22 protein-coding genes are annotated in these 25,947 nt (G+C 51.8%); 8 read left to right on the top strand and 14 right to left on the bottom strand.

The annotated features are described in order from the left end of the window. Window positions 1-14 precede the first annotated feature (14 nt). Both Q3O59_RS03335 and Q3O59_RS03330 read left to right on the top strand, forming a co-directional pair. Window positions 15-1,283, top strand: a complete 1,269-nt coding sequence (locus tag Q3O59_RS03335; protein ID WP_228591243.1) for a YeaH/YhbH family protein — start codon at window positions 15-17, stop codon at window positions 1,281-1,283. A gap of 21 nt (window positions 1,284-1,304) precedes the next feature. Further along, a complete protein-coding gene (locus Q3O59_RS03330) occupies window positions 1,305-2,819 on the top strand; it encodes a SpoVR family protein (protein ID WP_305944225.1) in 1,515 nt (504 codons plus the stop codon). Between the two features lie 40 nt (window positions 2,820-2,859). Here the strand turns inward: Q3O59_RS03330 and Q3O59_RS03325 are convergent, their stop codons facing one another. Beyond that, window positions 2,860-3,828 (bottom strand): sensor domain-containing diguanylate cyclase, encoded by a 969-nt coding sequence (locus Q3O59_RS03325; RefSeq protein ID WP_305944224.1) that lies wholly within the window; start codon window positions 3,826-3,828, stop codon window positions 2,860-2,862. Window positions 3,829-3,830: 2 nt separating this feature from the next. Next, on the bottom strand, window positions 3,831-4,850 hold the full coding sequence (locus Q3O59_RS03320; RefSeq protein ID WP_305944223.1) for a response regulator: 1,020 nt from the start codon (window positions 4,848-4,850) through the stop codon (window positions 3,831-3,833). A 95-nt stretch (window positions 4,851-4,945) separates the two neighbouring features. On the opposite strand from Q3O59_RS03320, the gene tpx reads away from it, so the two are divergent. Beyond that, a complete protein-coding gene (gene tpx, locus Q3O59_RS03315; protein WP_305944222.1) occupies window positions 4,946-5,557 on the top strand; it encodes a thiol peroxidase in 612 nt (203 codons plus the stop codon). Between the two features lie 47 nt (window positions 5,558-5,604). Here tpx and adk read toward each other — a convergent pair whose 3' ends face one another. From adk to apt, 6 genes are all read right to left on the bottom strand, one after another. Next, the gene (gene adk / locus Q3O59_RS03310) at window positions 5,605-6,249 is read right to left on the bottom strand and encodes an adenylate kinase (RefSeq protein WP_305944221.1); all 645 of its coding nucleotides are present in this window, start codon (window positions 6,247-6,249) and stop codon (window positions 5,605-5,607) included. Between the two features lie 271 nt (window positions 6,250-6,520). Next, entirely contained in the window at window positions 6,521-8,443 is a 1,923-nt protein-coding gene (htpG, locus tag Q3O59_RS03305) for a molecular chaperone HtpG (RefSeq protein WP_305944220.1), read from the bottom strand. A 130-nt stretch (window positions 8,444-8,573) separates the two neighbouring features. Beyond that, window positions 8,574-9,176: a recombination mediator RecR gene (gene recR / locus Q3O59_RS03300; RefSeq protein WP_305944219.1), complete on the bottom strand. Its 603-nt coding sequence runs from the start codon at window positions 9,174-9,176 to the stop codon at window positions 8,574-8,576. A 14-nt stretch (window positions 9,177-9,190) separates the two neighbouring features. Further along, complete coding sequence (locus tag Q3O59_RS03295; protein ID WP_228589668.1) at window positions 9,191-9,517, bottom strand: YbaB/EbfC family nucleoid-associated protein; 327 nt, start codon at window positions 9,515-9,517, stop codon at window positions 9,191-9,193. 57 nt (window positions 9,518-9,574) lie between these two features. Continuing rightward, on the bottom strand, window positions 9,575-11,773 hold the full coding sequence (gene dnaX, locus Q3O59_RS03290) for a DNA polymerase III subunit gamma/tau (RefSeq protein ID WP_305944218.1): 2,199 nt from the start codon (window positions 11,771-11,773) through the stop codon (window positions 9,575-9,577). A 12-nt stretch (window positions 11,774-11,785) separates the two neighbouring features. Next, window positions 11,786-12,334 (bottom strand): adenine phosphoribosyltransferase, encoded by a 549-nt coding sequence (apt, locus tag Q3O59_RS03285; protein WP_305944217.1) that lies wholly within the window; start codon window positions 12,332-12,334, stop codon window positions 11,786-11,788. 358 nt (window positions 12,335-12,692) lie between these two features. On the opposite strand from apt, the gene Q3O59_RS03280 reads away from it, so the two are divergent. After that, window positions 12,693-13,061, top strand: a complete 369-nt coding sequence (locus Q3O59_RS03280; RefSeq protein WP_305944216.1) for a TraR/DksA C4-type zinc finger protein — start codon at window positions 12,693-12,695, stop codon at window positions 13,059-13,061. 4 nt (window positions 13,062-13,065) lie between these two features. Here the strand turns inward: Q3O59_RS03280 and Q3O59_RS03275 are convergent, their stop codons facing one another. The 5 genes from Q3O59_RS03275 to Q3O59_RS03255 all read right to left on the bottom strand — a co-directional run bounded on the left by Q3O59_RS03275 (window position 13,066) and on the right by Q3O59_RS03255 (window position 19,982). After that, entirely contained in the window at window positions 13,066-13,335 is a 270-nt protein-coding gene (locus tag Q3O59_RS03275; protein ID WP_305944215.1) for a hypothetical protein, read from the bottom strand. Between the two features lie 70 nt (window positions 13,336-13,405). Next, a complete protein-coding gene (locus Q3O59_RS03270; protein WP_305944214.1) occupies window positions 13,406-15,346 on the bottom strand; it encodes an alpha/beta hydrolase family protein in 1,941 nt (646 codons plus the stop codon). A 28-nt stretch (window positions 15,347-15,374) separates the two neighbouring features. Continuing rightward, window positions 15,375-16,025: a putative 2OG-Fe(II) oxygenase gene (locus Q3O59_RS03265; protein WP_305944213.1), complete on the bottom strand. Its 651-nt coding sequence runs from the start codon at window positions 16,023-16,025 to the stop codon at window positions 15,375-15,377. 2 nt (window positions 16,026-16,027) lie between these two features. Next, on the bottom strand, window positions 16,028-17,047 hold the full coding sequence (locus tag Q3O59_RS03260) for a prolyl hydroxylase family protein (protein WP_305944212.1): 1,020 nt from the start codon (window positions 17,045-17,047) through the stop codon (window positions 16,028-16,030). Window positions 17,048-17,078: 31 nt separating this feature from the next. Continuing rightward, window positions 17,079-19,982 carry a TonB-dependent receptor domain-containing protein gene (locus Q3O59_RS03255; RefSeq protein WP_305944211.1) on the bottom strand — a complete coding sequence of 968 codons (2,904 nt, stop codon included), beginning with the start codon at window positions 19,980-19,982 and terminating at the stop codon, window positions 17,079-17,081. A gap of 470 nt (window positions 19,983-20,452) precedes the next feature. Between Q3O59_RS03255 and dinG the strand changes: the two genes are divergently transcribed. The 4 genes from dinG to Q3O59_RS03235 are packed head-to-tail and all read left to right on the top strand — an operon-like array spanning window position 20,453 to window position 24,773. After that, window positions 20,453-22,498, top strand: a complete 2,046-nt coding sequence (dinG, locus tag Q3O59_RS03250; protein WP_305944210.1) for an ATP-dependent DNA helicase DinG — start codon at window positions 20,453-20,455, stop codon at window positions 22,496-22,498. Between the two features lie 11 nt (window positions 22,499-22,509). Next, entirely contained in the window at window positions 22,510-23,289 is a 780-nt protein-coding gene (locus tag Q3O59_RS03245; protein WP_305944209.1) for a sulfite exporter TauE/SafE family protein, read from the top strand. A gap of 1 nt (window position 23,290) precedes the next feature. Beyond that, window positions 23,291-23,842: a primosomal replication protein PriC gene (gene priC, locus Q3O59_RS03240; RefSeq protein WP_305944208.1), complete on the top strand. Its 552-nt coding sequence runs from the start codon at window positions 23,291-23,293 to the stop codon at window positions 23,840-23,842. Between the two features lies 1 nt (window position 23,843). Next, the gene (locus tag Q3O59_RS03235; RefSeq protein WP_305944207.1) at window positions 23,844-24,773 is read left to right on the top strand and encodes a histone deacetylase family protein; all 930 of its coding nucleotides are present in this window, start codon (window positions 23,844-23,846) and stop codon (window positions 24,771-24,773) included. Here the strand turns inward: Q3O59_RS03235 and Q3O59_RS03230 are convergent. Beyond that, window positions 24,747-25,841 carry a tryptophan 2,3-dioxygenase family protein gene (locus tag Q3O59_RS03230; RefSeq protein ID WP_305944206.1) on the bottom strand — a complete coding sequence of 365 codons (1,095 nt, stop codon included), beginning with the start codon at window positions 25,839-25,841 and terminating at the stop codon, window positions 24,747-24,749. The two genes, Q3O59_RS03235 and Q3O59_RS03230, sit on opposite strands and share 27 nt — an antisense overlap. Window positions 25,842-25,947 lie beyond the last annotated feature (106 nt).

The following is a 25,947-nucleotide window of genomic DNA, read 5'->3' as shown; positions in this document are numbered from 1 at the left end:
GTACCGGAGGTAGTATGGTGCACTTTATTGATCGACGACTGAATGGCAAGAACAAAAGTGCTGTCAACCGGCAGCGCTTCTTGCGGCGTTACAAACAGCAGATCAAAAAGGCAGTATCCGATGCCATCAGCAAACGCAGTGTCACCGACATTGACAGCGGTGAGAGCATCACCATCCCAAGCAAAGACATCACCGAACCGATGTTGCACCACGGCAAAGGCGGCCGGCGCGAAATCGTCCATCCTGGCAACGATCAGTTCAGCCAGGGTGACCGGATTAAACGCCCGGATGGTGGTGGCGGTCAGGGCAGCGGTAAAGGCGATGCCAGCGCCGATGGCGAAGGTGAAGATGACTTTGTCTTTTCCATTTCCAAGGACGAGTATCTGGACCTGTTGTTTGAAGATTTAGAACTGCCTAACCTGAAAAAGAATCAGTTGGATAAGTTGGTGCAGTACAAACAGGTCCGGGCCGGTTACCGGGCCGAAGGTGTTCCCAGCAACATTGATATTGTTCGCTCACTCCGTGGCTCGTTAGCACGGCGCATCGCCATGTCGGCAGACAAAAGACGCGAGCTGGCGGAGCTTGAAGCACAGCAGCAAGCCCTGGAGCAGGCTCCGGTGCCTGATCAGCATCAACTGAAACTACTGGCCGAGCAAATTGCCGAGCTCAAACAGCGCATTGCCGCCGTCCCCTACATCGACAGCTTTGATTTGCGCTATCGCAATTACCAAAAGCGTCCGGAACCAACCAGCAAAGCCGTGATGTTTTGCCTGATGGATGTATCCGGCTCAATGGATCAAGCCACCAAAGACATGGCCAAACGCTTTTATATTTTGTTGTATTTGTTCCTAACCCGCAGCTACAAAAACGTCGAAGTGGTCTACATTCGACACCATACCCAGGCCAAAGAAGTGGATGAGCAGGAGTTTTTCTACTCGCAGGAGACCGGCGGCACCATCGTCTCCAGCGCCTTAAAGCTGATGCATGAGATTATCAGCCAGCGTTACAACCCGGAAGAGTGGAACATCTACGGTGCCCAGGCGTCCGATGGCGACAACTGGACCGATGACAGTCCCTTGTGTCAGCAAATCATGCGAAGTCAGTTGTTGCCACTGGTCCGCTATTACGCCTACATCGAGATTACTACCCGGGCCCATCAAAGTCTGTGGCAACAGTATGAGACCTTGCTGCCACAGTTTGAAAACTTTGCTATCCAGCACATCCGGGAGCAAGCCGATATCTACCCGGTGTTTCGAGAGCTTTTTAAAAAGCAAGCAGCATAATGATGCAGCGGAGGTAGTGGTATGGCCAAAGCACAGCCTAAAACAGAACCCTTGTCCGATGGACCGGACTGGACTTTTGAATTGCTGGAGTCTTACCATCAGCAAATAGCCCGGGTAGCCCGGCATTACGGTTTGGACACCTATCCAAACCAAATTGAAGTCATCACGGCCGAGCAAATGATGGACGCCTATTCCAGCATTGGTATGCCGCTGGGCTATCATCACTGGTCTTACGGCAAGAAGTTTATTCAAACCGAGCAGAACTACAAGCGTGGCTACATGGGGCTGGCCTACGAAATAGTCATTAACTCCGATCCTTGCATTGCTTACTTAATGGAAGAAAACACCATTACCATGCAAGCCCTGGTGATGGCCCATGCCAGCTATGGGCACAACTCTTTTTTTAAAAACAACTACCTGTTTAAAACCTGGACCGATGCCTCATCGATCATTGATTACCTGCTATTCGCCAAAGGTTACGTCAGCCGCTGCGAGGAAAAATACGGCATTGCTGAGGTCGAAGAAGTGCTGGATTCATGCCATGCCCTGATGAATTACGGGGTCGACCGCTACAAAAGGCCGCAGAAGATTTCACTGGAAGAAGAACAAAAACGCCAGGAAGAGCGCGAAGCCTATCTGCAGTCTCAGGTCAATGATCTCTGGCGTACCATCCCAACCAAACCAGTTACCGAAATTGAGCGCAACAAGCGATTTCCATCCGAGCCGCAAGAAAACATTCTGTACTTTATTGAAAAAAACGCCCCACTGCTTAAGCCCTGGCAGCGTGAGTTGGTGCGCATTGTGCGGAAAATCTCACAATACTTTTATCCGCAAAAACAAACTCAAGTGATGAATGAAGGCTGGGCCACCTTTTGGCATTACACCATTTTGCAGCATCTGTACGATGAAGGTGTGGTCAGCGAACGCTTTATGATGGAGTTCTTACACACCCATACCAATGTAGTATCGCAACCTGCCTACAACAGCCCACACTATTCCGGCATCAATCCTTATGCGCTGGGCTTTGCGATCTTCACCGATTTGCGCCGCATCTGTGAAACGCCTACAACCGAAGATCGGGAGTGGTTCCCGGACATTGCCGGCTCCGACTGGTTGGAAACCCTGCACTTTGCCATGCAAAACTTCAAAGATGAAAGCTTTATCAGCCAGTATTTGTCACCCAAAGTGATTCGGGATTTTCACCTCTTTGCCATTGTCGATGACAGCAAGGATCCCAGTTTGGAAGTGGCAGCCATTCACAATCAGCAAGGCTATCAGCAAATTCGCCAGATGCTATCCGCGCAGTACAACCTGAGTTTGCTGGAGCCCAATATCCAGGTTTACAACGTGGATGTGCGTGGCGATCGCTCCTTGACTCTCCGGTATGTGCCACAACGAGGCATCCCTCTGGAGCCCCAAAGCACTCAGGAGGTCATGAAGCACCTGCATCGCCTGTGGGGCTTTCAGGTCTGTCTGGAGCAGCAACAAGAAGACGGCACTATCACAGAGCTGTGCCGCTGCCCGGATGCTTTATGATGCCGCTTCACGGAGTCGCCAAGACAGGCACTAATTAAATTTACTCTTTCATTTCGCTGGCCAATGTGACCTGATTACGGCCATTGGCTTTGGAGGAATACAAGGCTTTGTCGGCCAACTCGAGCCATTGGCGGTGCTCTTCCATCGCAGGGTTGGATTCAGCAATGCCAATACTGACCGTGCATTGGATTTGCAGATCATGATGCTGCACCGGTGTTTTTTCCACCGACTTGCGCAAGCGCTCGGCAAAGTACACGGCTTGTACTTCCGGCGTGTCCACCAACAAGACCGCAAACTCTTCGCCGCCATAGCGGCCTGCAATATCGGTCTCGCGCAGGTTACGCTTCACCAACCGGGCAATTTCGCGTATCACCTCATCGCCAGCAGCATGGCCATAATCGTCGTTAACCCGTTTAAAGTGATCAATATCGATCATCAGCAAACTGCTGACATGGGCATGACGTTTAATGCGTTTGTATTCTTGCACCAGGGCATTTTCCCAACTGCCGCGATTGTGCAGCTGAGTTAAAAAATCGGTTTTGGAAAGCTGATGCAAACGATGATTCATCGATTCCAGCTCTAACCGGCTCACTGCCACATCGGTCACGTCGTAAATAATCAAACACAGATGGGTCACATCGCCCCGGGTATTGCTTAACGGAAAAATGGTGCTGTTCTGGTACATAAAGTCGGCTGCGCCGGTAATGGGACGATAATTGCGGAATTTAAAGATGTAAGGTCGCTGCTCCCAGATGGTAAAAGCACGGTTTTTTAACAGCACCACAGGATCGCACTTGCGTCTGAGCCAATCTTCATCAATCTCAGGGAAAAGATCGAACAAGTAACGATCGCGCACCTGACGGGGACTCAAGCCACTGTGGCTTTCCATAAAGCCGTTCCATACCTGAATGCGGTAGTCGCAGTTCAGCACCACCAAGCCTACATCCACCGTCTGGAACATGTCCATCAGCCAGTGAATTTCTGAGACTTCGACCTGGGCATCCGTCATAACTAATCTTCCAATAAAAAGGCGACTTTATTTTTTAAAGTTTTGACACTGTCTTCGGTAAAGAGCAACAGTAGATCACACATAATGTCGTAGTTTTCGATGCCATAGCTGATTTCTATCGCCAGGGTTTTACGCCAGCGGCCAGCATTGGCTTTAATCAGCTCACTGACCGCAGCATGCTGGCCCAGTACCACAGGGTGGCCCTGACTAAAACCCATATCCAGTTGTTCTGACAAGCCTTTTAACACCGAACCAATCAGAATATTGGCAATGTCCATCAAGAGTTCCAGCTCAACCTGATGCGTCAACTTACCATGGTAGTTCATTAAGCGAGCCACGTCTTTGAAGCTGGAGTCGGTTAAAATAAGCAACGCTTCTCCCGATACGCCGCCACCAATAAAGCCCTGACAAACGGCGGAAGTGCTGCTTTCGTCTTCAACCGAAGCAAGCGCCATATGCAGCTCACTGACCTCGATTAGATTGACATTGGGAATCGGCAGTTTCACAAAGACATTGAGTAAACGCGCCAGCAGATCACCAGCCTGCCCCATAGCAACATTGGTGATTTCCTGAAACACATCGCGCAACTCTGCATCCACCTCAATTCGCTGGGTGAGGGCTGGCTTAGGTGGCATGGAGCCCTTTGCCTCAGCCTGGTGTTCAGCAGCGACAGTATCCAACAGAGCACTGATTTTATTAACATCGACCGGTTTTTTGACAAAATCTGCCGCTCCCAGTTTCATCACCCGCTCATAGGCTTCCGGCTGGACATCACCAGAGACAACGATTACCTTAATGCTGGATTGCATTTCTTTGAGTGCGGCCAGTACCTGATAACCATCCAGCACCGGCATATTCAGATCCAAAAACAACAGATCGACCGTGCCGGACTTGATAAGTTGCAGAGCTTCAGCCCCATGGGCAGCAAATTGAATGCGCGACTGCCAACTGTCTGGCAAACAGCGCGCCATTTGCTTTCTAGCCAGGTTGGAGTCATCACAAATTACTACAGCAGGGATCATAGGCCGTTCGTTATTATGCTGGTTTGTTTATAGTTTATACGCTCAATGGATAAATAGCCATCTTACCTTAACCCTGAGTTTGCGAGGTACCGACAATGAAAACAACGTCCTTTTATTTACCCCTTTTGCTCGGCAGTGCTTTGTTAGCGGGCAGTTGCCATGCCATTGATCTGACTGCTCAGCTACCCAGCAGGTTAAGTGATATCCGAGCAGGCGACCAACGCGTAGTGCTGCAAGGGCATCCGGTGGAAGTGGGTCAGCAAGCACCTGATTTTCGTGTGGTGGATCAGCAATTTCGTCCGGTTGCATTGCAAGACTTCGCGGGCAAACCCGTGCTGATCAGTGTGGTGCCAAGTATTGATACCGGAACCTGCTCATTGCAAACCAGACGTTTTAACCAGGAGGTTGCCAATGTGCCCGACGAGGTGGTGATGCTGACTATCAGTACCGATCTACCATTTGCTCAGCGGCGGTTTTGCGAGCAAGAAGCGGTGGATCAGTTGCAGGTGCTGTCCGATGCAGTATGGCGAGACTTTGGCAGCAACTATGGTCTACTGATTAAAGATATGGGGCTGCTGGCACGCACCGTCATCCTGATTGATGCCAAGGGGGTAATTCGCTACCTGCAGCAAGTGCAAACACTGGCCAACGAGCCGGATTACGACGCGGTATTGGCCGCACTGAACACCATGCTAGCCGAAGGGTAAAACAAAAAAGCGATGCCCTGAGCATCGCTTTTTTCTGTCAAACTGCTTTATGCAAGCAAGGTGGTCAGTTGCGCAGCAATGGCATCGACTTTTTGGGTGCCATCCAGGTGGTGATAACGCGTTTTGCCAGCAGCTGCCGCTGCGCGGTAAAAGTCAACCAGTGGCTTGGTCTGATCATGGTAAATCGCCAGACGCTTACGGACGGTTTCTTCGGTATCATCGGCCCGAATCACCAGCTCTTCACCGGTGGCATCGTCTTTGCCTGCAACTTTTGGTGGATTGTACACCAGATGGTAAACACGGCCAGAAGCTGGGTGAACACGACGCCCCGCCATCCGCTCCACAATCACATCATCCGGCACATCAAACTCAATCACATGATCAACGGCAATGCCGTGTGCATCCATGGCTTCTGCCTGCGGAATGGTGCGCGGAAAGCCATCCAATAAAAAGCCTTTGGCGCAATCCGGCTCTGCAATGCGCTCTTTCACCAAGCCAATGATGATGTCATCGGACACCAGTTGGCCTGCATCCATCACTTGCTTGGCAGCCAGGCCCATCTCCGTACCCGCTTTAATAGCAGCGCGCAGCATGTCACCGGTTGAAATTTGCGGGATGCCAAACTTGTTCATCAGAAACTGAGCTTGAGTCCCCTTACCGGCACCAGGGGCACCCAACAAAATAATCCGCATACAACACCCTCATGTGTTCTTAATTTTTCAAAAAATGGACTGTCCGGATCTTTACACAATGGCGCAGTTGAAACAAGAAATTTGTCCGGTGACAAAAGGATGCCTGCTGCACTGTTGGCCTTTGGTCGAATGCAGGCACCCAAGGGCTCACGCGGCAGCTAAAAAAACACCAGCATATCCGCTGGTGTTTTTCGTTTTGGTTACGACTTTAGTCGGCCAAGAGCTCGGTTTTTGTTCAGCGCTGCGTTAGTGCCCGCCTTTAAGAATGGTACTACTTAGTCAGCGACAGCAGCAGCTTGTTCAGTCGTCCAACAAAGGTCGCGGGGTTTTTCAGACTGCCACGCTCAGCCAACAAGGCCTGCTCCAGCAGCACTTCGGCCCACTCTTTAAAGCGACTTTCGTCCTGCTCGTCGGCAATGTGCTTGACCAACTCGTGTTCAGGATTGATTTCAAAGATCGGCTTCACCTCGGGTACCTTCTGTCCCACCGATTCCATCAGCTTCATCATCTGCGTGCTCATATCAAACTCATCCGTGACCACACAAGCTGGGCTATCGGTCAGACGGTGACTAACTTTGACATCTTTGACTTGCTCACCCAAAGCCGTTTTAAAGCGCTCTACGGCACTGGCGAAGGCTTCTTCGGTTTGCTGCTGCGCTTCTTTGTCGGCTTCATCGTCCAGTTTGGACAAATCCAGGCCACCTTTGGCCACAGAGCGGAATTTTTTCTGCTCAAACTCGGTCAGATGCTGCATCAACCACTCATCGATGCGATCCGACAGCAACAACACTTCGATGCCTTTCTTACGGAATACTTCCAAATGCGGGCTGTGCTTGGCCGCAGCAAAATTATCGGCCACCAGGTAGTAAATTTCATCCTGGCCTTCTTTCATCCGGCTCAGATAATCGCTCAGGGCAACATTCTGCACACTGTCGTCGTTGTGGGTGGAAGCAAAGCGCAGCAGAGCCGCAATTTTCTCTTTGTTCACCATGTCTTCAGCCGGGCCTTCTTTCAGCACCTGACCAAATTCATCCCAAAACTGCTGGTACTGCTCGCTGTCCTTGGCCAGCTTTTCCATCATTTTCAGAGCGCGGCTGGTACAGCCTTTACGTAGTGCCTGGGTGACCTTGGTATCTTGCAGAATTTCACGGGACACGTTCAGTGGCAAGTCGCTGGAGTCCAGCAAGCCTTTGAAGAAACGCAAGTAACTTGGCATAAACTCTTCGGCATCGTCCATGATAAAGACGCGCTGCACGTACAGCTTTAAGCCATGGCGGGCTTCGCGATTCCACAGATCAAAAGGTGCTTTTTTCGGGATGTACAACAAGCTGGTGTAGTTGGTGCTGCCTTCGACTTTGTTGTGGCTCCAGCTCATCGGCTCGGTCCAGTCGTGGGAGATGTGCTTGTAAAACTCCTGGTACTCTTCGTCACTGATATCGGACTTATCCCGGGTCCAGAGCGCAGTCGCCTTGTTGATGGCTTGCCAGTGCGCAGGCTTAGCCGGAATAGTGTCTTCTTCCGACTCACCTTTGACTTCGGCTTGTTCTTCCTGCCACATTTCGACCGGAATGCTGATGTGATCCGAGTACTTGGTAATGATGGACTGGACCCGGTATTTTTCCAGGAACTCCTCTTCCCCTTCACGCAGGTGCAAAATAATGTCGGTACCACGGCCTTCTTTTTTGCACGGTGCCAGGCTGTACTCGCCTTCACCGGCCGACTCCCACTCCACCGCCTGACTGGCGTCAGCGCCGGCCTTTAAGGTACGCACCGTCACTTTATCGGCCACAATAAAGGCCGAGTAAAAACCGACACCAAATTGACCTATCAGCTTGGAATCTTTGCTTTGATCACCGGACAGCTGGGCAAAAAATTCTTTGGTGCCAGATTTGGCGATGGTTCCCAGATGCTCTTTGACCTCTTGTTCGGTCATGCCGATGCCGTTGTCGCTGATGGTCAGTGTTTTCGCATCCTTATCCATGCTGATCCGAACCCGCAATTCACCATCATCGCCATACAAGCCTGGCTCTGATAATGCCAGAAAACGCAGTTTATCGGCGGCATCGGATGCGTTGGATACCAGCTCACGCAGGAAAATTTCTTTATTGGAGTACAAGGAGTGGATCATCAGGTTCAGCAATTGCTTTACTTCAGCCTGAAAACCATGGGTTTGCTTTTGTGCTGTCTCAGCCATAGCAACAAAGTCCTCTGAAATCATCGGTAGACAACAGTTGGTGCTTGATGCACAAACTGCACGTTCAAGTCGCCGGCAGAGCCGGCAGGAATGATGGGTATATGGGGAGAGATGCGCTGAATTTCAAGCGCTAAAGACGTTTTCTGCCACTAAAAGCGTGCGACAAGGTGGAGCCATCCAGGTATTCCAGCTCACCACCGAACGGAACCCCTTGCGCCAAACGCGACACCGCCACATGATGCCGCTGGCACAGTTCAGACAGGTAGTAAGCCGTAGCATCGCCTTCTACTGTGGGGTTGGTGGCCAGAATCACTTCGTCAATACCACCGGCAGCCAGCCGCTGCTCCAACTGATCCAGCCCCAGTTCAGCCGGGCCAATGCCATCGAGTGGGGAGAGCTGCCCCATCAACACAAAGTAACGGCCATCGAACTGGCCGGTCTGCTCAATGGCCTGCATGTCCGCCGACGACCCCACCACACAAAGCAGCGGGGATTGGCTACGCGCTGGGTCCTGGCAAATACCACAGAGTGGTTGCTCGCTGAAGGTACGGCAGCTCTGGCAATGACCAATACCATCCATCGCTGCCAACAGCGCCTTGCCCAGTTTGTTACCGGCCTCCCGGTTGCGCTCCAGCAGTTGAAACGCCATACGCTGTGCTGTTTTCGGGCCAACACCAGGTAAGGCTTTTAATGCCTCAATCAACTGCTGCAGCAAGGGGGTCTGAGCGGACATCCGAATACTTCCGGTTAGAATGGCATTTTAAAACCAGGCGGCAATTGCATGCCACCGGCAACCTGAGCCATCATTTCGCGGTTGGTTTCTTCGACCCGACGCACCGCATCGTTGGTGGCGGCTGCAATCAGATCTTCCAGCATTTCTTTGTCGTCTTCCATCAGACTGTCGTCCAGGTGCACTCGTTTAACCTGATGCGAACCCGTCATGGTGACTTTCACCATGCCCGCTCCTGCTTCACCGGTCACTTCCATATTGGCAATTTCCTGCTGCACTTTCTGCATTTTTTCCTGCATGGCTTGCGCCTGCTTCATCATATTGCCCATTCCGCCTTTAAACATGCTTTGTCTCCTGTTATTGATGCCGCTTGCAATGCGCGCAGCATACACAAAATGAAGTTAATTGACCACCAGGCTATCTGGGATCAACTCCGCAGACAGGCTCTGACGTAAGCTTTGCACCACAGCGTCGTGCTCCATCAAGTCCGCGACATAACATCGACGCGCTTCATCCAGCCGCTGCTGGATAGCACGCGGACAATCGGGTACCTCGGCTTGATAATCAATAGCAACGCTCGAGGTGCCGGGAAAAGCCTGCATCACCAGTTGCACGATGCGTGCCCGGAACTCGGGTTTATCCAAATGCCGCTCACTCTCAGCGACCGTCAGCTGCACCTGGTCGCCCTGCACCTTTGGAACCGCATTGATCAAAAACAAACGGTACAAGCCCCCGGCTTGCAACTGCTCAATCGCCTGCGCCCAGCCATCAACCTGGTGAGCATGACGACACTCAAAGCCAGTTGCATCCAATGGCTTGGCCAGCAACTGCTGGGCTGCTCCTTCCGCTATTAATGGGGCTGGAGATGACTCTACAGCGGTACTGACAGGTATAGGTTCACCTTGCTCGCTGGTTGATTCAGCCAAACCGGGGGCTGCAGAAGAAGCTGGCTCAGCGGCCTGACTGGTTTGCACTGGCTTGGCTGCCGACGGTATTGCTTCAAAAGAGGCTTCAGGCGACCTGGCAGTTGTTGCCTCGGCAGCAGCCGTCTTAGTAGCTTGCTCCTGATGTGCATTTGCTTCAGTGGCCAGGGCTTCTGCTCTATCTGCCGCAGCCTGCTTAGGTGGCTCTGGCAAAGCTGGCATGGACTGCGCAGTTGCTTGCTCTGGCAAGCGGGCATCAAGACCACGGCGCGCGATAATGCTGGCGGTAATGGGGTCAATCGCTAGCACTTTACCCGCATTCGCTGCAGCAGTTGTGAGTTCTGACTGTGGAGTAGCTTGTGCCGCCGAATCGGACACAGTGTCGTTGACGGTATCGGTTAAAAGCTCGCTCTGCGGGACGTCAACAAGCTCTGCAGCCGGCTCAGTAACCCGCTCTGCCGCTATTAGCTCATCCATTTTGCCACTGACAGCCTGGCTGCCAATGGCTTCAGGCTTTTTTGCTGCAGGCTCCCGGCCGACTGTCGCGCCGAGGCCGCTGCGAGTGACGGGGGGCTGAGCCGCTTGCTCAGATGTTGCCGGCACAAACAGCAAAGCGCGCAGCAATGCCATTTCAAGGCCAGCTCGCACATCGGGCGCAAAAGGCAGCTCTTTCTTGCCAGAGATTAACAGCTGATAGTGCAGCTGCAGGGTTTCAGCATCCTGACTGGCAGCAAGCTCCGTGACATAGGCGGCTTGCTCGTCGGCCAACGCAGCCGCTTCGGGTTGAAACTGGCAGATAGCGGCAAAGTGCAGCAGGGCCAGCAGATCGTCCAGCACTAATTCGGGCTGACTGCTTTGCAGCATCAAGGCATCGAGTTGTTGGCGCAGCGCTGCAACATCCTGCTGCAACAGCGTATCCAATACCCGTTGTCCCCAATGCTGTGGCAATAAGCCCAGCATATCCCGCACCGAAGCTGCAGTGATCTGACCATTGGTTTGGGCTATGGCCTGGTCGGTCAGGCTGAGTGCATCCCGTACACTGCCCCGGGCGGCTTTGGCCAGCAAGCTCAAGGCTTCGACTTCAGCCTGAACCTGCTCGTGCTGCAACACCATTTGCAGTTGCTGCTGGATCTCGGCATCGGTTAAGGCTTTTAAACTAAATTGCAAGCAGCGCGACAACACCGTGACCGGGAGCTTTTGCGGATCCGTGGTCGCCAGTAAAAACTTCACATGTGGCGGCGGCTCTTCCAATGTTTTTAGCAGGGCATTAAAACTGTGCCTGGACAGCATGTGCACTTCGTCAATCAGATAGACTTTAAAGCGCCCACGGGTTGGCGCGTACTGCACATTGTCCAGTAGATCGCGGGTGTCTTCGACCTTGGTACGGGAGGCGGCGTCAATTTCCAGCAAGTCAACAAAGCGCCCGGCTTCAATTTCTGTGCAGCTGCTGCACTTACCACAAGGGGTAGCACTCACCCCTTGCTCACAATTGAGGCTCTTGGCAAAAATCCGGGCAATGGTGGTTTTGCCCACGCCGCGGGTTCCGGTAAACAAGTAAGCATGATGCAGGCGTTCCGAGCTGAGTGCATTGCTCAGGGCTGACTTCACATGCTGCTGCCCTAGCAGTTCATTGAACTGCTGGGGTCGCCATTTTCGTGCCAGCACCTGATAACTCATATCGACCTCGGCTTAATGACCGTCGTAATCCACCAAAGACACCACATTTAGACCCAGCTTTTCCAACCGCTCAATGCCCCCTAATTCAGGCAAGGCAATGACAAAGGCGGCATCTGTTACCTCGCCGCCCAAGCGCCGAATCAACTGAGTCGTCGCTTCTATGGTACCACCTGTGGCCAGCAAGTCATCCACCATCAGCACTTTATCGCCCTGCTGGATCGCGTCCAGATGCAATTCCAGAATATCTTCACCGTACTCGAGCTGATAGCTCTGCTGAATGCGCTCACGCGGTAACTTACCTGCTTTGCGTACCGGCACAAAGGCTACCCCCAGGGCATAAGCCAATGGGGCACCAAAGATAAAGCCACGTGATTCGGTGCCGACAATTTTGGTAATTTGATGCTCAGCGAAGTGCTTTTTCAGGGCATCGATCACCTTGGCAAAGGCTGGCCCATCCTGCATCAGGCTGGTGACATCGCGAAATAAAATCCCCGGCTTCGGATAATCCGGTACCGTTTTAATCACTTGTTTTAGTTGCTCGCTAAGGGCTGTGTTGATCATGGTCGTTAGTAATCCTGTTCGTGGTGAACCCAGACTGTTGGCAGCGATTAAGCCACCAGCAGTTGAAACCAGCGTACAATAGGTGCTTGCAGCAACAGCACAACCAAAAGCACCAGAAATAGTAAAAATTGCTTAAGATTAAAGCTTTCTTGGAAATTTTCGTCAGCCACAGGCTACCTCACTGAAGTCATTGCAATCGAACCCATTATTCTAACGGAAGTCCAAGCCGGGCACTAACCCTTTTTCAATTCAGCGACTCTGCGTCGATAAAACCGCGACTTGCTTTGATATACATCAGATCACAGCACGCTGGTATTGGTCATACTCTGGATATAGTTCGTCAATAACAGAGTGCGCCATGTCAATCCGTCTGAATCAGCTTCGAACCCGACTGCTGGCAGAGCAGTTGCAACTGCAACAACAGATTAGCGATTTTCTGGTCGCCCAAGCCAACCCGGATTACCAACAACTGTTGCTTAAATTGCAACAATTGCCTTTGCCGCGCTGGCCCGAGGTGCTGGTGCATTGGCATACACCTGAGTTGCGGGCACCCAGTCAACGACTGGAAGCTGTTCAGGCAGCCCTGATCCAAATGGAAATAGGTTTGTATGGCATTTGTTGTGATTGTGAGGCGAGGATTGAGAACGAGCGATTGGATAAAGATCCAGCGGAACAACGCTGTAAAAGCTGTGAGCGGCTTAGCACAAACAAAGCAGCCCACAGCTGAAATGTCAGTTATCGTCTATATGGCCACGGTCGTTGGCTGCGGCTCGACGCAAAGCATCTCTGGCATCATCCTGGCGCAATCGGAACTCTTCTTCAGTGACGCAACTGCGTCGGCGAAGGTTACTGCCAGCCTCACGCACCATACGACAAACATAACGTACACCTTCTTCATCCACGACTTCACCGGCTGATGAGTTCATCGCAGTACGCTCGCCTGTGGATTGGCAAGCTGCCAAAAAAAGCAATGAAGCCAATACAGCTGTAGTCCTTAACATAAATCCCCCTTATTGTTTCAACTACAACCTAACACACAACAACCAAAAACAACAGGGGGATTAACAAAAATTAACGATTTAGGTATTTATCCAGGAACTCAAGCACCTGGGTCCACAGCCGAACGTTGTTTTCTGGTTTATAAAAACCATGCCCTTCATTCGGTTCCACCAGCCATTCATAAGGATGCTGGTGCTTTTCTAAAGCCGCACGCAGCACATTGGCATGATCAATGGTAGCTCGCATATCTTTCTCACCATGGATAATAAAGACGGGTGCTTTCAACCTATCGATATGGTGAACAGGTGACTGAGCACGCAGCGATTCAGCATCACGACCAATCACCCGCTCCAGATAATTAATACCGCTTTGCCGCTCAGGAATATCCCCAGTGGTGTACAACATCTCCAGGTCATAAACTCCAACATAACCCAGCACACATTGATAGAGATCAGGCTCCCGGATGGCACTCATCACAGCCGCATAACCACCGTACGAAGCACCAAAGGAGCAAACACGGCCTTTGTCGACAATCCCTTGCTCGACTAAATGCAACACGCCATCGGTCATGTCGTCAATCATCAGCGTACCCCAGTTGCGGTAGCCGGCAATTTGAAAGCTGCGGCCAAAACCACCTGAGCCGCGGAAGTTGGGTTGCAAGACAGCGTAACCGTGTTGAGCCAACATTTTTACCGTCGGGTCAAAGAACAAAACGTCTCTGATACCATGAGGTCCACCATGAGGCATCAGTATCAAAGGAAGATCTTTAGCTTCCTGCCCTTTTGGCAAGGTCAAAATGGCATGAATGGCTTGACCATCCCGGGCCGGATAAACAATGGACTGGCTAACAGCAATGTGCTCAGGATTGATCCAGGGACGGGTATTGAGCAAGTAACTGACCTGCTTACTTTCCCGGTCAAATAAATAAAATTCAGCCGGTTCGGACTCTGAAGAGACAGAGACAATGCTCAAACGATTGTCTCTGGTTGACGAACGAAGAAACAGTCTCCGGCCATCAAAGGCATTGATTAAACCTGCTAATTCGTCACGAAAGCGGGTGTCTTGCACATGGTCAAAAAATTCGTACTCCAGGGTTTCGTATTCGGATACAGCACCGATGACTTCATCGGCAAAGCCATTGCGAATACTGAAAATAGGTGCCACATCCACGTTTTCATTGTGGTACAGCAAGCGCTCGTCACCAGTTTCAATATTAAAAATCACAATGGCCCGGGTCTCCGTCATCCGATCGCTGATGCCAAGCACCTCGTTGTCATTGGCCAGAAAAATGTAAGGGGAAAAGCCACCTTGGTCGCTGTCGTAACGTGAGACCTCCTGCCAGTCACGACTGCCGGGCGCCCGATGCACAATCACCACTTCATTGTCTCTGCGAATATCAGCACCAACGGCCAATCGCGGGTAACCATTGCCATCCGTGATGATGGTGGCTTCACGAACCGGAGGTCTGGCGACCTGGCGCTTACGAGCCGTTTCGATGTTTAACCGATATACCGTGGTATAGGTTTCATTGCGCGAGTAAGGACGTGCCTGGATCAGGATATGACGCGGGTCATCAGGCAGCCAGTGAATAATGCGAGCTGTCGCCAGGTCTCTGTCACGGGCATTGGGTCCAAACAGTGGGAGCTGACGGGTCCCATCAGCATTCATCGCAAGTAACTCACCGGTTGGCACAGCAGCTTCCTGCGAGCCGAACTCGCGGCTTAACGAGAACACAATGCGCTCATCATTCGCCCAGTTAAAATCGTAAATAGAGTTATTGCCACTAAAAGCAGAACGTGAGATTGGTTTCATATCTTGCTGCATATCCAGCACAACCAACTCGATTCGCCCTTCTTCTCCCCGCATGGTGGCGGCCAAATACTGACCGCTGGGTGATATTTTGATATCAATAAATTGCGCATGCCGGGCAAAATCTTCCAGGCTGTGTTTTGCGCTGACGGTGATCGACCAGAAGGCCAAGAACAGCGCTATCGCCCAACCAAACTTCTTCATAACAATTCCCTCTTCGAGTACACCACCCTTATGGGCGCATATGAAACCAACAATTAAATGCAACGGTAATACGTTCACCCTGACCAAAATAGGCTTTTACTTCATGCAACAACCATGATGGAAAAAGCACCAACTGACCAGCTTTCAACTGAAACCCTTGGCTCACATGACTGAAAGGCTGTTTCATTTGTGCATTGCCCGCATCAACAAACATTGTACTTTGTATAAATGGATTTATAAATGTTAATTGTGCATTGTTTTTAATGCCAGGATCCGGTTCACCGTCACTGACGCAATACACCCCTGACCAGGAGGCCATTGGGTGGTTATGAATGGCAAAGTAACCACCATCTTTGGTCACATGAAACCAGGAGTCGGCCCCCAACTGGATCCGTTTCAGAGTGGCCTGATCGTAACCATTGATTTCTGCAACGCACTGCATCACGCGAGAGCAACAAAAGTCGCTCAACTGGCGAATCACCGGCTCAGGCCAGCTAAAAAGATCGAAACGACTTTCGTACAAGGCATCATTTCGAACGGTATAGGGATTCGGATTGGTGAACTCAGGCTGAGCCATCTTTTGGTGGAAAAGCTCAGTCAGTGCGGTATTCATTGCAGCTGGATCCGGGTGTTGATCCCAGTACAAGGGTACAGCAAAACCTGCGGTCAGTTGGCCCATAATCAGTTATCCTTTTTTGTTAATAATCCACGACGATGCCACATTGGCTTGGTTCTGTACCAGGTGGTACAAATCCACTTTTCACCAGATTCTACAGGCGCACCACAGTGTACTGAGTCCTGGTTTAGTTGACCATCTGCTGTCAGGTTACGGAAGTGGACAAAGCTATGGGCTTTCGGCTCAACACTGAATTGCCATTTTTTAAAGCAGGTCGCACCGCCACTGCATTCGTCATTTAAATAAAAAATAACGGTATCAGAACGCTGGCCAAACATCGTCAGTTCTTGGTGGGTCGAAGCATTGGCGTCCACAATGAAGTCGCAATGCCATTTGTATTCTTCACCGGGTCGATAGCGATAGACAATCAAAGGCTCTGCATGATGCACCGCTAAGCCAAGGGCCTTGGAAATCATACGTTGCAATGAAACGCTGAATGGCTCCGTAGGAGGCAGGGATAAAATTGCTTGCTGGTTATTCCGAATGCTATTTAACCGCACCCCGGTTTTGTCGGGGCCATACAATGCTGCTTGCGCCATATTCTCCGAAGCAAGCTGAATGATGGTGGCCGCTGTATCTTCGGAGCTGAGTTTACCAAGCCTGATCTCAGGAATGGGCTGAGACAGCTCAGCGGCTGGATGGGGCTGGGTTAAGCAGGCCCAGAGCGCGACCGTCGTATTGGAGACACTGCTTGACAGCGGATAGGGCTGGATGCAAGCCTGAAAACTTTGTTGGTTTAACGCTGCTGGCGTTTGATTATCCGACTGCCAGATGGTTGCCAATAGCTCTAGGTCTGATTTTAGGCCCGTCTGTTCGGCAATCGCCAATACCACGGCCAGCTCTGCCTCAGTAGCATCACTGCCCAGCGAATGAAACAACCATTGACGGCAAAATGCCTGTTCAGTCAGTGCTCGCTCAATAACAGCGTCATCAGCTTCAGGTTGCCGGTGATAAATGTTTTGCAACAAGGAAATTAACGCGTTTTGCTGCATGGTCGAACCCTTAGTTGTAAAAAAAGCGGCCATCAGGCCGCTTTTTTAATGGTCAGAGAAGTTCTTAGAACTGCTGACGGTAAGTCATGAAGTAAGCACCACCTGGGATGTCATAGTTCTGCAGGAAGCTGTTCGCAAACGCAGTCAATGAGATAGGTGGGTCCTTACGGAAGACGTTACGAGCACCTACACGAACGCTGGCGTTCCAAGGCAGTTCATAACCAACCGATACGTCATGGTAGAACACAGAACCAATGCGGTTGAAGGAATCACCAACATTGTTGCTGCCATCGGCGTTCTGAACGATGTTGTTACAGATACCAACGTTAACTTCACCGGCCGCACATGGCTCGGTCAGGCTGCTGGTGTGACGGATAGTCCAGTTCACGTCCAGATCATCGTAGCGCCATACAGTAGCGATGTTAGAACGCAGACGCCAGGTTGGGCCACCGAAGGCACCAATGGCACGGCCCACTACGCTTTGTGCTTCAGACAGCTGGCCCAGAGTCGTTTTGGCCGACATGGTGTAGGTGCTGTTGACACGCACAGCAAAGGTACCCATGCTGTCGGTTTCATAGCGGTAGTTAGCACTCAGGTCTAAACCTTCCACTTCAACGCTGGCCAGGTTGAATGAAGAACGACGAATGGTCTGAACTTCACCGGTACCGGAACGTTCAATGAAACCACAAGCAGTGTCATCAGCTTCGATGATACAGTTGCGCATGATGGTGTTGGCCGCTACAGACGACAGTACATCTTTCAGGCTGATTTTGAACCAGTCGACTGACATATCAAAACCGTCAATGAAATCTGGGTTGTAAACAAAGCCTAAGGTCTTGGTGTTGCCGCTTTCTGGCTGCAGGAACGGGTTACCACCGACCAACTGACGAATTTGCGAGGTTGGCTGCGGAGCGCCATCCGGGCCGATACCAAACACAGCAGCACAACGCGCTTGCTGCTCTGGCGTCAACTGTGAGTAGGCAAAACCAGCAGCAGGCGAGTCAGAACACAAGTCAGTTGCACCACCGAAGCTCTCGGAGCCACCACCAAACAAGTCACTGACTGAAGGTGCACGGAATGTCTGAGCGTAGTTACCACGCAGCATCAGGCCTTCAAACGGTACGTAGGTAAAACCAATTTTACCACTGTTGTTGCTGAACGACTCAGTGACAGGGTTAGGGCCTACCAAACCATCGTTGGTGAACTTGGAGTAGCGCATTGCCAAACTCAGTTCCAGATTCTGGGCACCTGGCAGGTCACGCAGTACCGGCACAGCAAACTCCACGTAGCCTTCTTCTGCTTTTTTCGCACCTTGGGTAGTCTCACGGAAGTTATCAGAACCCAAACCAGATTGAACGACAGAATCAGGTACGTTGTTGAAGGAATCTTCACGCAGCTCAACACCGGCCGCCATAGAGACCACACCAGCTGGCAGCTCAAACAAATCGGTAGAAATGTTGGCTGTCAGGTTGCGGACCCGGGCTTCAGTTTTTTCATGAGAAGTGTAGGTGATGTAGTCAACCATTTCTGGCGTCATACCAGTCACGCCATTGAAGAAGTTGACAGGCACACAGTTGGCGATAGGCGCGTCAGCAGTACCACAACGCAGCTCACCATCGGCATTGACGAAAGATGGACCAAGACCATTGCGCAGACGACCCAGGTTCACGTAGTTCTCACCACGGGCGTGACGGCTGGACTCACCACGGGAGTAGGCAACATCCCAGTAGAATGGCATATCGCCAATTTCGAAGTCACCTTCAAAGCCGACAGTACCGAAGTAGGTGTCGTAGTCCTGATAACGGTCACGTGGGCCAGCCGGAGACATCCGGAAGCCAGAGCCGTTGATCTCGGTGTCAAATGGGTTAAATACGTTGTCTGCTGCAATAGGGATCTGCCACTGCGGACCAGAGAAGTAGTTGGTCACAGGCACAGCAGCAATCTGGGTGTTGGATTTACGCTGGTTGAAAGTAAACTGGCCAAAAGCACGGACGTTGTCAGTCAGCTCATGGCTGGCTTTAACAAATACAGAGGTCCGCTCTGAAGGTGTCATCAAGTAGTTTTGCGGCGCGTAGTTAAAACGCGTATCTGGCCAGTCATCACTGACACCGTAAATCGCAGAAGACAGTACGAAGTCATCAGCTGTACGATCGCCTGGTGCCAGACCAGCAATTTCTCGGGACGGATCCAGAGAAAGGTAAGCACCATCTACAAAGAAAATACCGTACTCACCAAAGGCAGACAGATAAAGGTCGGTGTTTGCCAGAGGCACAGCCGAGATATCACGGTCGCCGGCACCGATAGCTCTTTGTTCAACGCGGTTAAAGTTGACGAACAAGTTGCTACGGGCATTGGACACACCCAGGCTGAAGCCATAGGACATGTTTTCGCCGTCACCTTCGAAGTTGCCACCGTAGCTGGCATCGATTTCGAAACCTTCGTAGTCAGAGCGGGTGATGATGTTGATTACACCACCGATGGCATCAGAACCGTAGATGGCAGATGCACCGTCAGCCAGAACTTCAATACGCTCAACAGCAGCAACTGGGATCTGAGAAATATCAACCTGACCACCGCCCAATGCCAACCAGCGACGGCCATCAACCAGTACCAGTGTACGGCTTGAACCAATACCACGCAAAGAAATGGTCTGAGTACCGTCGTTGCCGTTGGTGTCGTTGGTGACGTTGGTCAAACCCAGCGCATCCGCCTGGTTCAGTGTTGTCAAAATTTCACCCAGGTTACGGAAGCCGCCGGCATCGATAGAAGCACGGTCTACTACAGTAATAGGTGATGCAGTTTCTAAGTCAGTTCTTCTCAGACGTGAACCGGTAACTTCAATACGCTCAACGCGTGCTGATTCTTCTTCATCTGCCGCTACGGTATGCGCAGTAAAAGCAGTTGCAGAAGCAGCACCAAAAGCAATGGCCAAGCGCACAGCTTTGCTTAGTTTATTATTTGTATACATGTATTTCTCCCTGGACCACTGTAAGTAAGTGATTCTATTTTTCACATTGACCAAACCTTTTCGGCGTCTGGCATTCCGCTTAAACCGGGCAACCCCCAGTTCGTCACTCTTTGATGATAAACGTAATTTTTCTGCAGGGTCAACACCTTTTATTGAACTTTCGCAATGAAATTAACTCAGCCACAGATGTTAAAACTTTTTACCGGCAAATTTTCCTTCCACGATTATTGGAAGAAAACAGAAAAATCAATAAAAACCATTTAAAATGATGGATTTAAACGCAACCTCTAAAAAGTAGCATCAAGAATTTCGCCCGCAACCGAGCCATTTTACTGTAAACATTGGCATACAAGCGACCAGCTTACACTTGAAGCATTCATAGAAAATAAATGAACTTTCCCTGAAATCCGACGTAGCTCGAAACTGTGTGCTGCGTTATCATAAATAAACCAAGCTCCTGCTGCAGCTTTATGCTTACAAAAAAAACACAAACACAGATTCAGCTTGTTCAAAAGCGGTTAAAACAACAACTCGCAAATTACCGCTCACGCCCCGGCCAAAACCAACTGATCGCCGAAATCGCCCATACCATTGCCGGCAGTTACCACCGCCACAATCGCATCGCTTTGGTCGAAGCTGGCACAGGCACCGGTAAATCCCTGGCTTACTTGCTGGCCGCCATTCCCTATGTACTCACCCACAACAAGACGCTGGTGATCGCCACCGCGACCGTGGCGTTGCAGGAGCAGCTGGTTGCCAAAGATCTGCCTTTTTTTCAGCAGCACTCAGGGCTGGACTTTGAGTTTTGCCTGGTCAAAGGCCGGCAACGCTATGCCTGCATCGAGCGTCTGCAGGAGTTGCTGCAACAACCCGAACTGTTTCCTGACAGCAGTTCAAAACATCAGGCCGTTGCTGCCAAGTTGCTTAAAGCCTGGCAGCAACGGCACTGGCTGGGCGATAGCGATAGCTTGCCGTTTGCAGTGCCGGATGCGCTCTGGCAGCAGATCCAGGCCGATCCCTACCATTGCCACCGCGCCAGCCGCCGGCATCAGCACTGCCCTTTTCATCTGGCCCGCGCCGAAATCAGTGGCAGCCAGGTGCTGGTGACCAATCAGGCATTTTTACTGGCCGATCTGGAAGCGGGCTCGGCTCAGTTGCCACCACCGGAAGACTGCGTGTACGTGATTGATGAAGGCCATCATCTGGTGGACAGTGCCCGCAGCTTTTTAGCTGCGAGTGCGCCCTTGCTGGGGCAAGAGGTCTGGCTGGAAAAAGCCTTGAAATTCAGCCAGCGGATGCAGGCCAATTTGCCTGAGTCAGCCCTTAAAACCGCCATCAAACTGCAAGAGCGGATTGACGATTACCGCCGTGACTACCAGCCAGTGAAACTGCAACTGCCGGCCTTTATCACCAGCTGGTTTCAGAACCAACCGCAGCACCGTTTTGCCGATGCCGCCTTGCCGCTGCTGCTGAGCCAGCAAGCGGAATCGCTGGCAAAGTCGAGCCGCCAGGTGCTGAATCAACTGGAGTTGCTGCATCAAAAGGTGCGTGAAGCAATGGCAGAGCAACAGCTTCCGGGCAAAGCTATCAGCACGACCTTGCAAGAGCTGTCGTACTTCGACCAACGCTTTAGCCAGCAACAGGCGCTGTGGCAGCTGTGGGCCGAGCCTCAGCAAAGCCCAGCCTATCAAGCGCGCTGGGTCGAACAACCCGAGCCAACATCGTCGCACATCATAGGTTGTGCCAGCCCACTTAAAGTACAGGCGCAGCTGGAGCGCTTGTTGTTCCGGCCAGCCTTTGCCTGTGTGCTTTGTTCGGCCACCCTGACCGCGCTGAACTCCTTTAATTACCCACTGCGAGAGCTTGGGCTGGAGCAGCTCGAAGGGGTGCGGACCCTGAAAGTGGAGTCACCTTTTGCCTATGCCGAACAGGGCCAAATCCTGCTGCCTAAGATGCAGCATGAACCCACCGCCGATGGCTATACCGCAGAGCTGTGCCAGCTCTTGCCGGCTTATCTGCCCGACGGGCAAGCCAGCCTGGTACTTTTTGCATCGTACTGGCAGATGAATCAGGTGGCTGAAGCGCTGCGAGCCCAAGGCTTTGAGCTACTGGTGCAAGGTGAAGCGGCCCGGCAACAACTGCTCGAACAGCACCAGCAACAAGTGCAGCAGCAAAAAACCAGTATTTTGTTTGGCACTCAAAGCTTTGCCGAAGGTCTGAATTTGCCCGGTGCCCTGCTAACCAACCTGGTCATTACCAAGCTGCCCTTTGCCGTGCCGACCTCCCCGTTGGAAGAAGCCATGAGCGAGGCCATCAGCCGTCAGGGCGGCAATCCATTTCTACAGCTGACGGTGCCGGCAACCGCCAAGAAACTGGTGCAGGCTTGTGGTAGACTGCTGCGTCAGGAACAGGACAGTGGCCAGATTGTGATCCTGGACCGTCGCCTGGTGACCAAAGCCTATGGCAAAGCCATGCTGGATGCTCTGCCGCCCTTTAAGCGCTCGATTCATTATTAGGAACCCCGAACTTGCTTGCAGAACTTGCCATCGATCCCAGTGTATTGTTGCTGTTGTGCGCCGTGGCTTTTGTGGCCGGTTACATTGATGCCATCGCCGGCGGTGGTGGCCTGTTAACCATTCCGGCGCTGCTGACCGCTGGATTACCGCCCCATCTGGCACTTGGCACCAACAAACTGGCTGCAACCTTCGGCTCTTTTACCGCTTCGCTGACTTACTACCGCAAGCGCTTGTTCAACCCGGGATTCTGGCAGCAGAGCTTAATTTTTACGGCGCTTGGGGCTGCGCTTGGTACCCTGCTGGTGGATCAGTTAAGCCCGGCAGCGCTGGAGAAATACCTGCCGGTGGTGATATTGGCGGCCGCCATCTACAGCCTGTTCAACCGCGTTGTGCCGGATGATAATCTGGAGCTGCCAACACAAAACCGTCGCTTATTCTGGCAACAGCGCAGTCAGGGGCTGGCACTGGGTTTTTACGATGGCGTGGCAGGCCCGGGTACCGGCGCCTTCTGGATGGTATCGACCATGGCGCTGTACCGGATTAATCTGCTGCTGACCTGTGGCGTGGCCCGCACCATGAACTTTATCAGCAATGGCGTTTCGCTGGTGGTCTTCTTGCTGCTGGGGCATGTTTTTCTGTTGCTGGGGCTGGCGATGGGGCTTTGCCTGATGGCGGGAGCCTGGCTCGGTGCTCATTCTGCCATTCGTTTTGGCAGCCGTTTTATCCGTCCGGTCTTTGTCTGTGTGGTGGTTGCCATCGCGCTGCGTCTGGCCTGGCAAGCCTGGAGTTAAGATGTCGCCATTGCATGAGCTCAAAGCACGATTGGATCAACTGCGCCAGCAAGCGGTTCAGCTGGATAAAGCCCCTATGGCTGGCAAACCCATCGACTGGTTTCAGTCCGAACTTTTTAGCTGCCACTCGCCTTTTTTAACCGATTACGTGGATGAAGCCTTGCAGCAATTAACACGACTGCAGCAGTTCCAAAGCGGCCAGCAGAGTGTCAGTGCCGAACAACAGCAAAGGCTGGCTGAACGCATAGCTGCTCAGTGCCATGCCCTGACCCGGGCCTTTGCCAATCACCAAACCCGCAACAGCTTTAAAGTGGGCAAACGCAAGGCGCAACAGCTGGTGCAGCAAATCACTCAATCCAGCCGTGATCTTTACCAGCAGTTAAGTCAGTACAAAGAGTTTGAACAGCGGTTAGAAGACATGCTGCGACTGGCTCAGCAACAAAACCAGCCGGTAGCGCAGCAACTGGCGTTGCAGGCACGGTTGGGTCGTTGCCGTCGTGCCATCAGTGAAGTCGAACAACAGATCCAGTTTCAGGAGCAGCGTAAGCGTTAAGATGCCGGTCCCGTTGATTTACCACAGCTGTTACAGTGAACTGTCGCTGCCAGAGCGGCACCGCTACCCCATTGGCAAGTACCAAAAGCTGCAGCAACAACTGCTGTCCATTGGTGTTGCCCCTTCGCAATTTCAGCAGCCTGAGCCCATTCTACCGCACGAACTAAGCCTGGTGCATTGCCCTGATTATGTCCGGGCCTTGTGTGGTGGACAGCTGGATGCCAGAGCGATGCGCCGCATTGGTTTTCCCTGGTCAAAAGCCCTGATTGCCCGCTCACTGACCTCGATGGCCGGCACCCGGCTCTGTGCCGAACTTGCACTTGAAAAGGGTCTGGCGCTGCATTTAAGTGGCGGTTACCACCATGCCTTTTACGATCAAGGGTCTGGCTTTTGCCTGTTTAACGATTTGGTGTTTGCAGCCCGCTCGCTGCAGCAGCAAGGTGTGCGCCGTATCCTGATTTTCGATTTGGACGTGCATCAGGGCGACGGTACCGCTCTGATGTTGGCCGATAACCCCGACATTATCACCTGCTCGGTGCATTGTGATAAAAACTTTCCCTACCACAAGCAGGCATCGGACTGGGATCTGGCGCTGCCGGCCGATATCGCCGAGCAAGATTACCTGCATGAAGTGGCGCAGGCTCTGGATTGCCTGCTCAACTGGTTTCAACCGGATTTGGTGCTGTACGATGCCGGTGTCGATTGCCACCAACAGGATGAGCTGGGCTTATTGCAACTGAGCACAGCCACTTTACTGGAACGGGACCGGCTGGTGCTGCAACGCTGCTATAATGCACAAATTCCGCTGGCAGCCGTCATTGGCGGCGGCTACCAGCGCGATTTGAATGCATTAACGCAACTGCACCTGCAACTTTTTAAAGCAGCCTTTGAACTAACCGCGCCGTTACTCGCCGGAAAAATAAAAACCTAAACGCTTTTTCAGCTGCTGAGGCAAGGCAGGCAAGGCCGACTTTGGCAGTAAAAAAGTCGCCATATGAAAGAGATCGGTGAAAATACGATTCTTTTCAGTCGTGCGTTTTAAATAATCATGGCCGGATGAGCCACCGGTGCCAATTTTCGTGCCCAACATCCGCTGCACCATCATGGCGTGCTTGTAGCGCCAGATGGTTAAATTCTCGTCGATTTCCGTCAAACAAGTCAGCAACTGAAACGGCAGGTTGAACACCGGCTCTTCCTGGTACAAGCTGATAAAAAGTGCTGATAGCATGGCGCGCTGACTTAACCGAAAAGCCCCTTGTTGCTGCAATTCCTGATAAGCGCTGCTATCTAGCAGTGCAGCAAACTTGTGGCGGGTTTTATCAATTTCGGCCAGTTGCTGTTGCCGCTCCGGCTCCGCCAGCTGCTCAATGCCGCGCACAATGGCTTCGTCCTGATCCAGCATGCTGCTGGTGGCCTCCTGGTACAGCTGCCAAAAGCTAAAGTCGCCGAACTCCAGAAATGGCATGCGCTCCAGCCACTTTTCAATCAGCTCGAACAAGCTGGGCTGATGCTCCAACGCTTGCAGGAAGGTGCGGTCTTTGTCGTTTAAGCGGGTGTAAAAAGAGTTCTTGTCGAAGTCGATGCGGTAATCGCTTTTTAAGCCCAGTCCAATTTCCAGCATTTTAAACTGCACACTCTGAAAACCAGAAGCCGGTACCAGGTAATCACGAAACGACATAAAGTCCTGTGGCGTCATGGTCTCCATCACGGCAATTTGCTGATTCAGCAACTGCTGGATGCTAATCACCCGTTTCAACTTGTGGACAATGCCGGTCAGCTGCTCATCTTTGACTTCTTCGGCTGAAAACACCGCCAACACCGACTTTAATTCATGCAAAATTTGCTTGAACCACAGCTCATACACCTGGTGCACAATGATAAATAAGGTTTCATCATGGGCTTCTGCACCGTAGTGGGCACTTTCTGGCGCCTGGGCGTTTAACAGCTTGTCCAGCTGAAGGTAGTCGCCGTAGTAACAAGGCTTTTGATTTTTCTGCATGATTTTATTTCCTGACTTGATAGGGCGTGTTGATGATAGGGCGTGTTGACCTTTGCTGTTTGTTTTTTCAGCTGCTTGGCTGGTATTTATACAAGGCAAAGGTTGT

The organism is Alkalimonas delamerensis (assembly GCF_030717955.1).
GTDB classification, from domain to species: Bacteria; Pseudomonadota; Gammaproteobacteria; order Enterobacterales; family Alteromonadaceae; genus Alkalimonas; species Alkalimonas delamerensis.
Note: the sequence above shows the minus strand (reverse complement) of the source record. Positions and strands in the feature narration are given on the sequence as shown.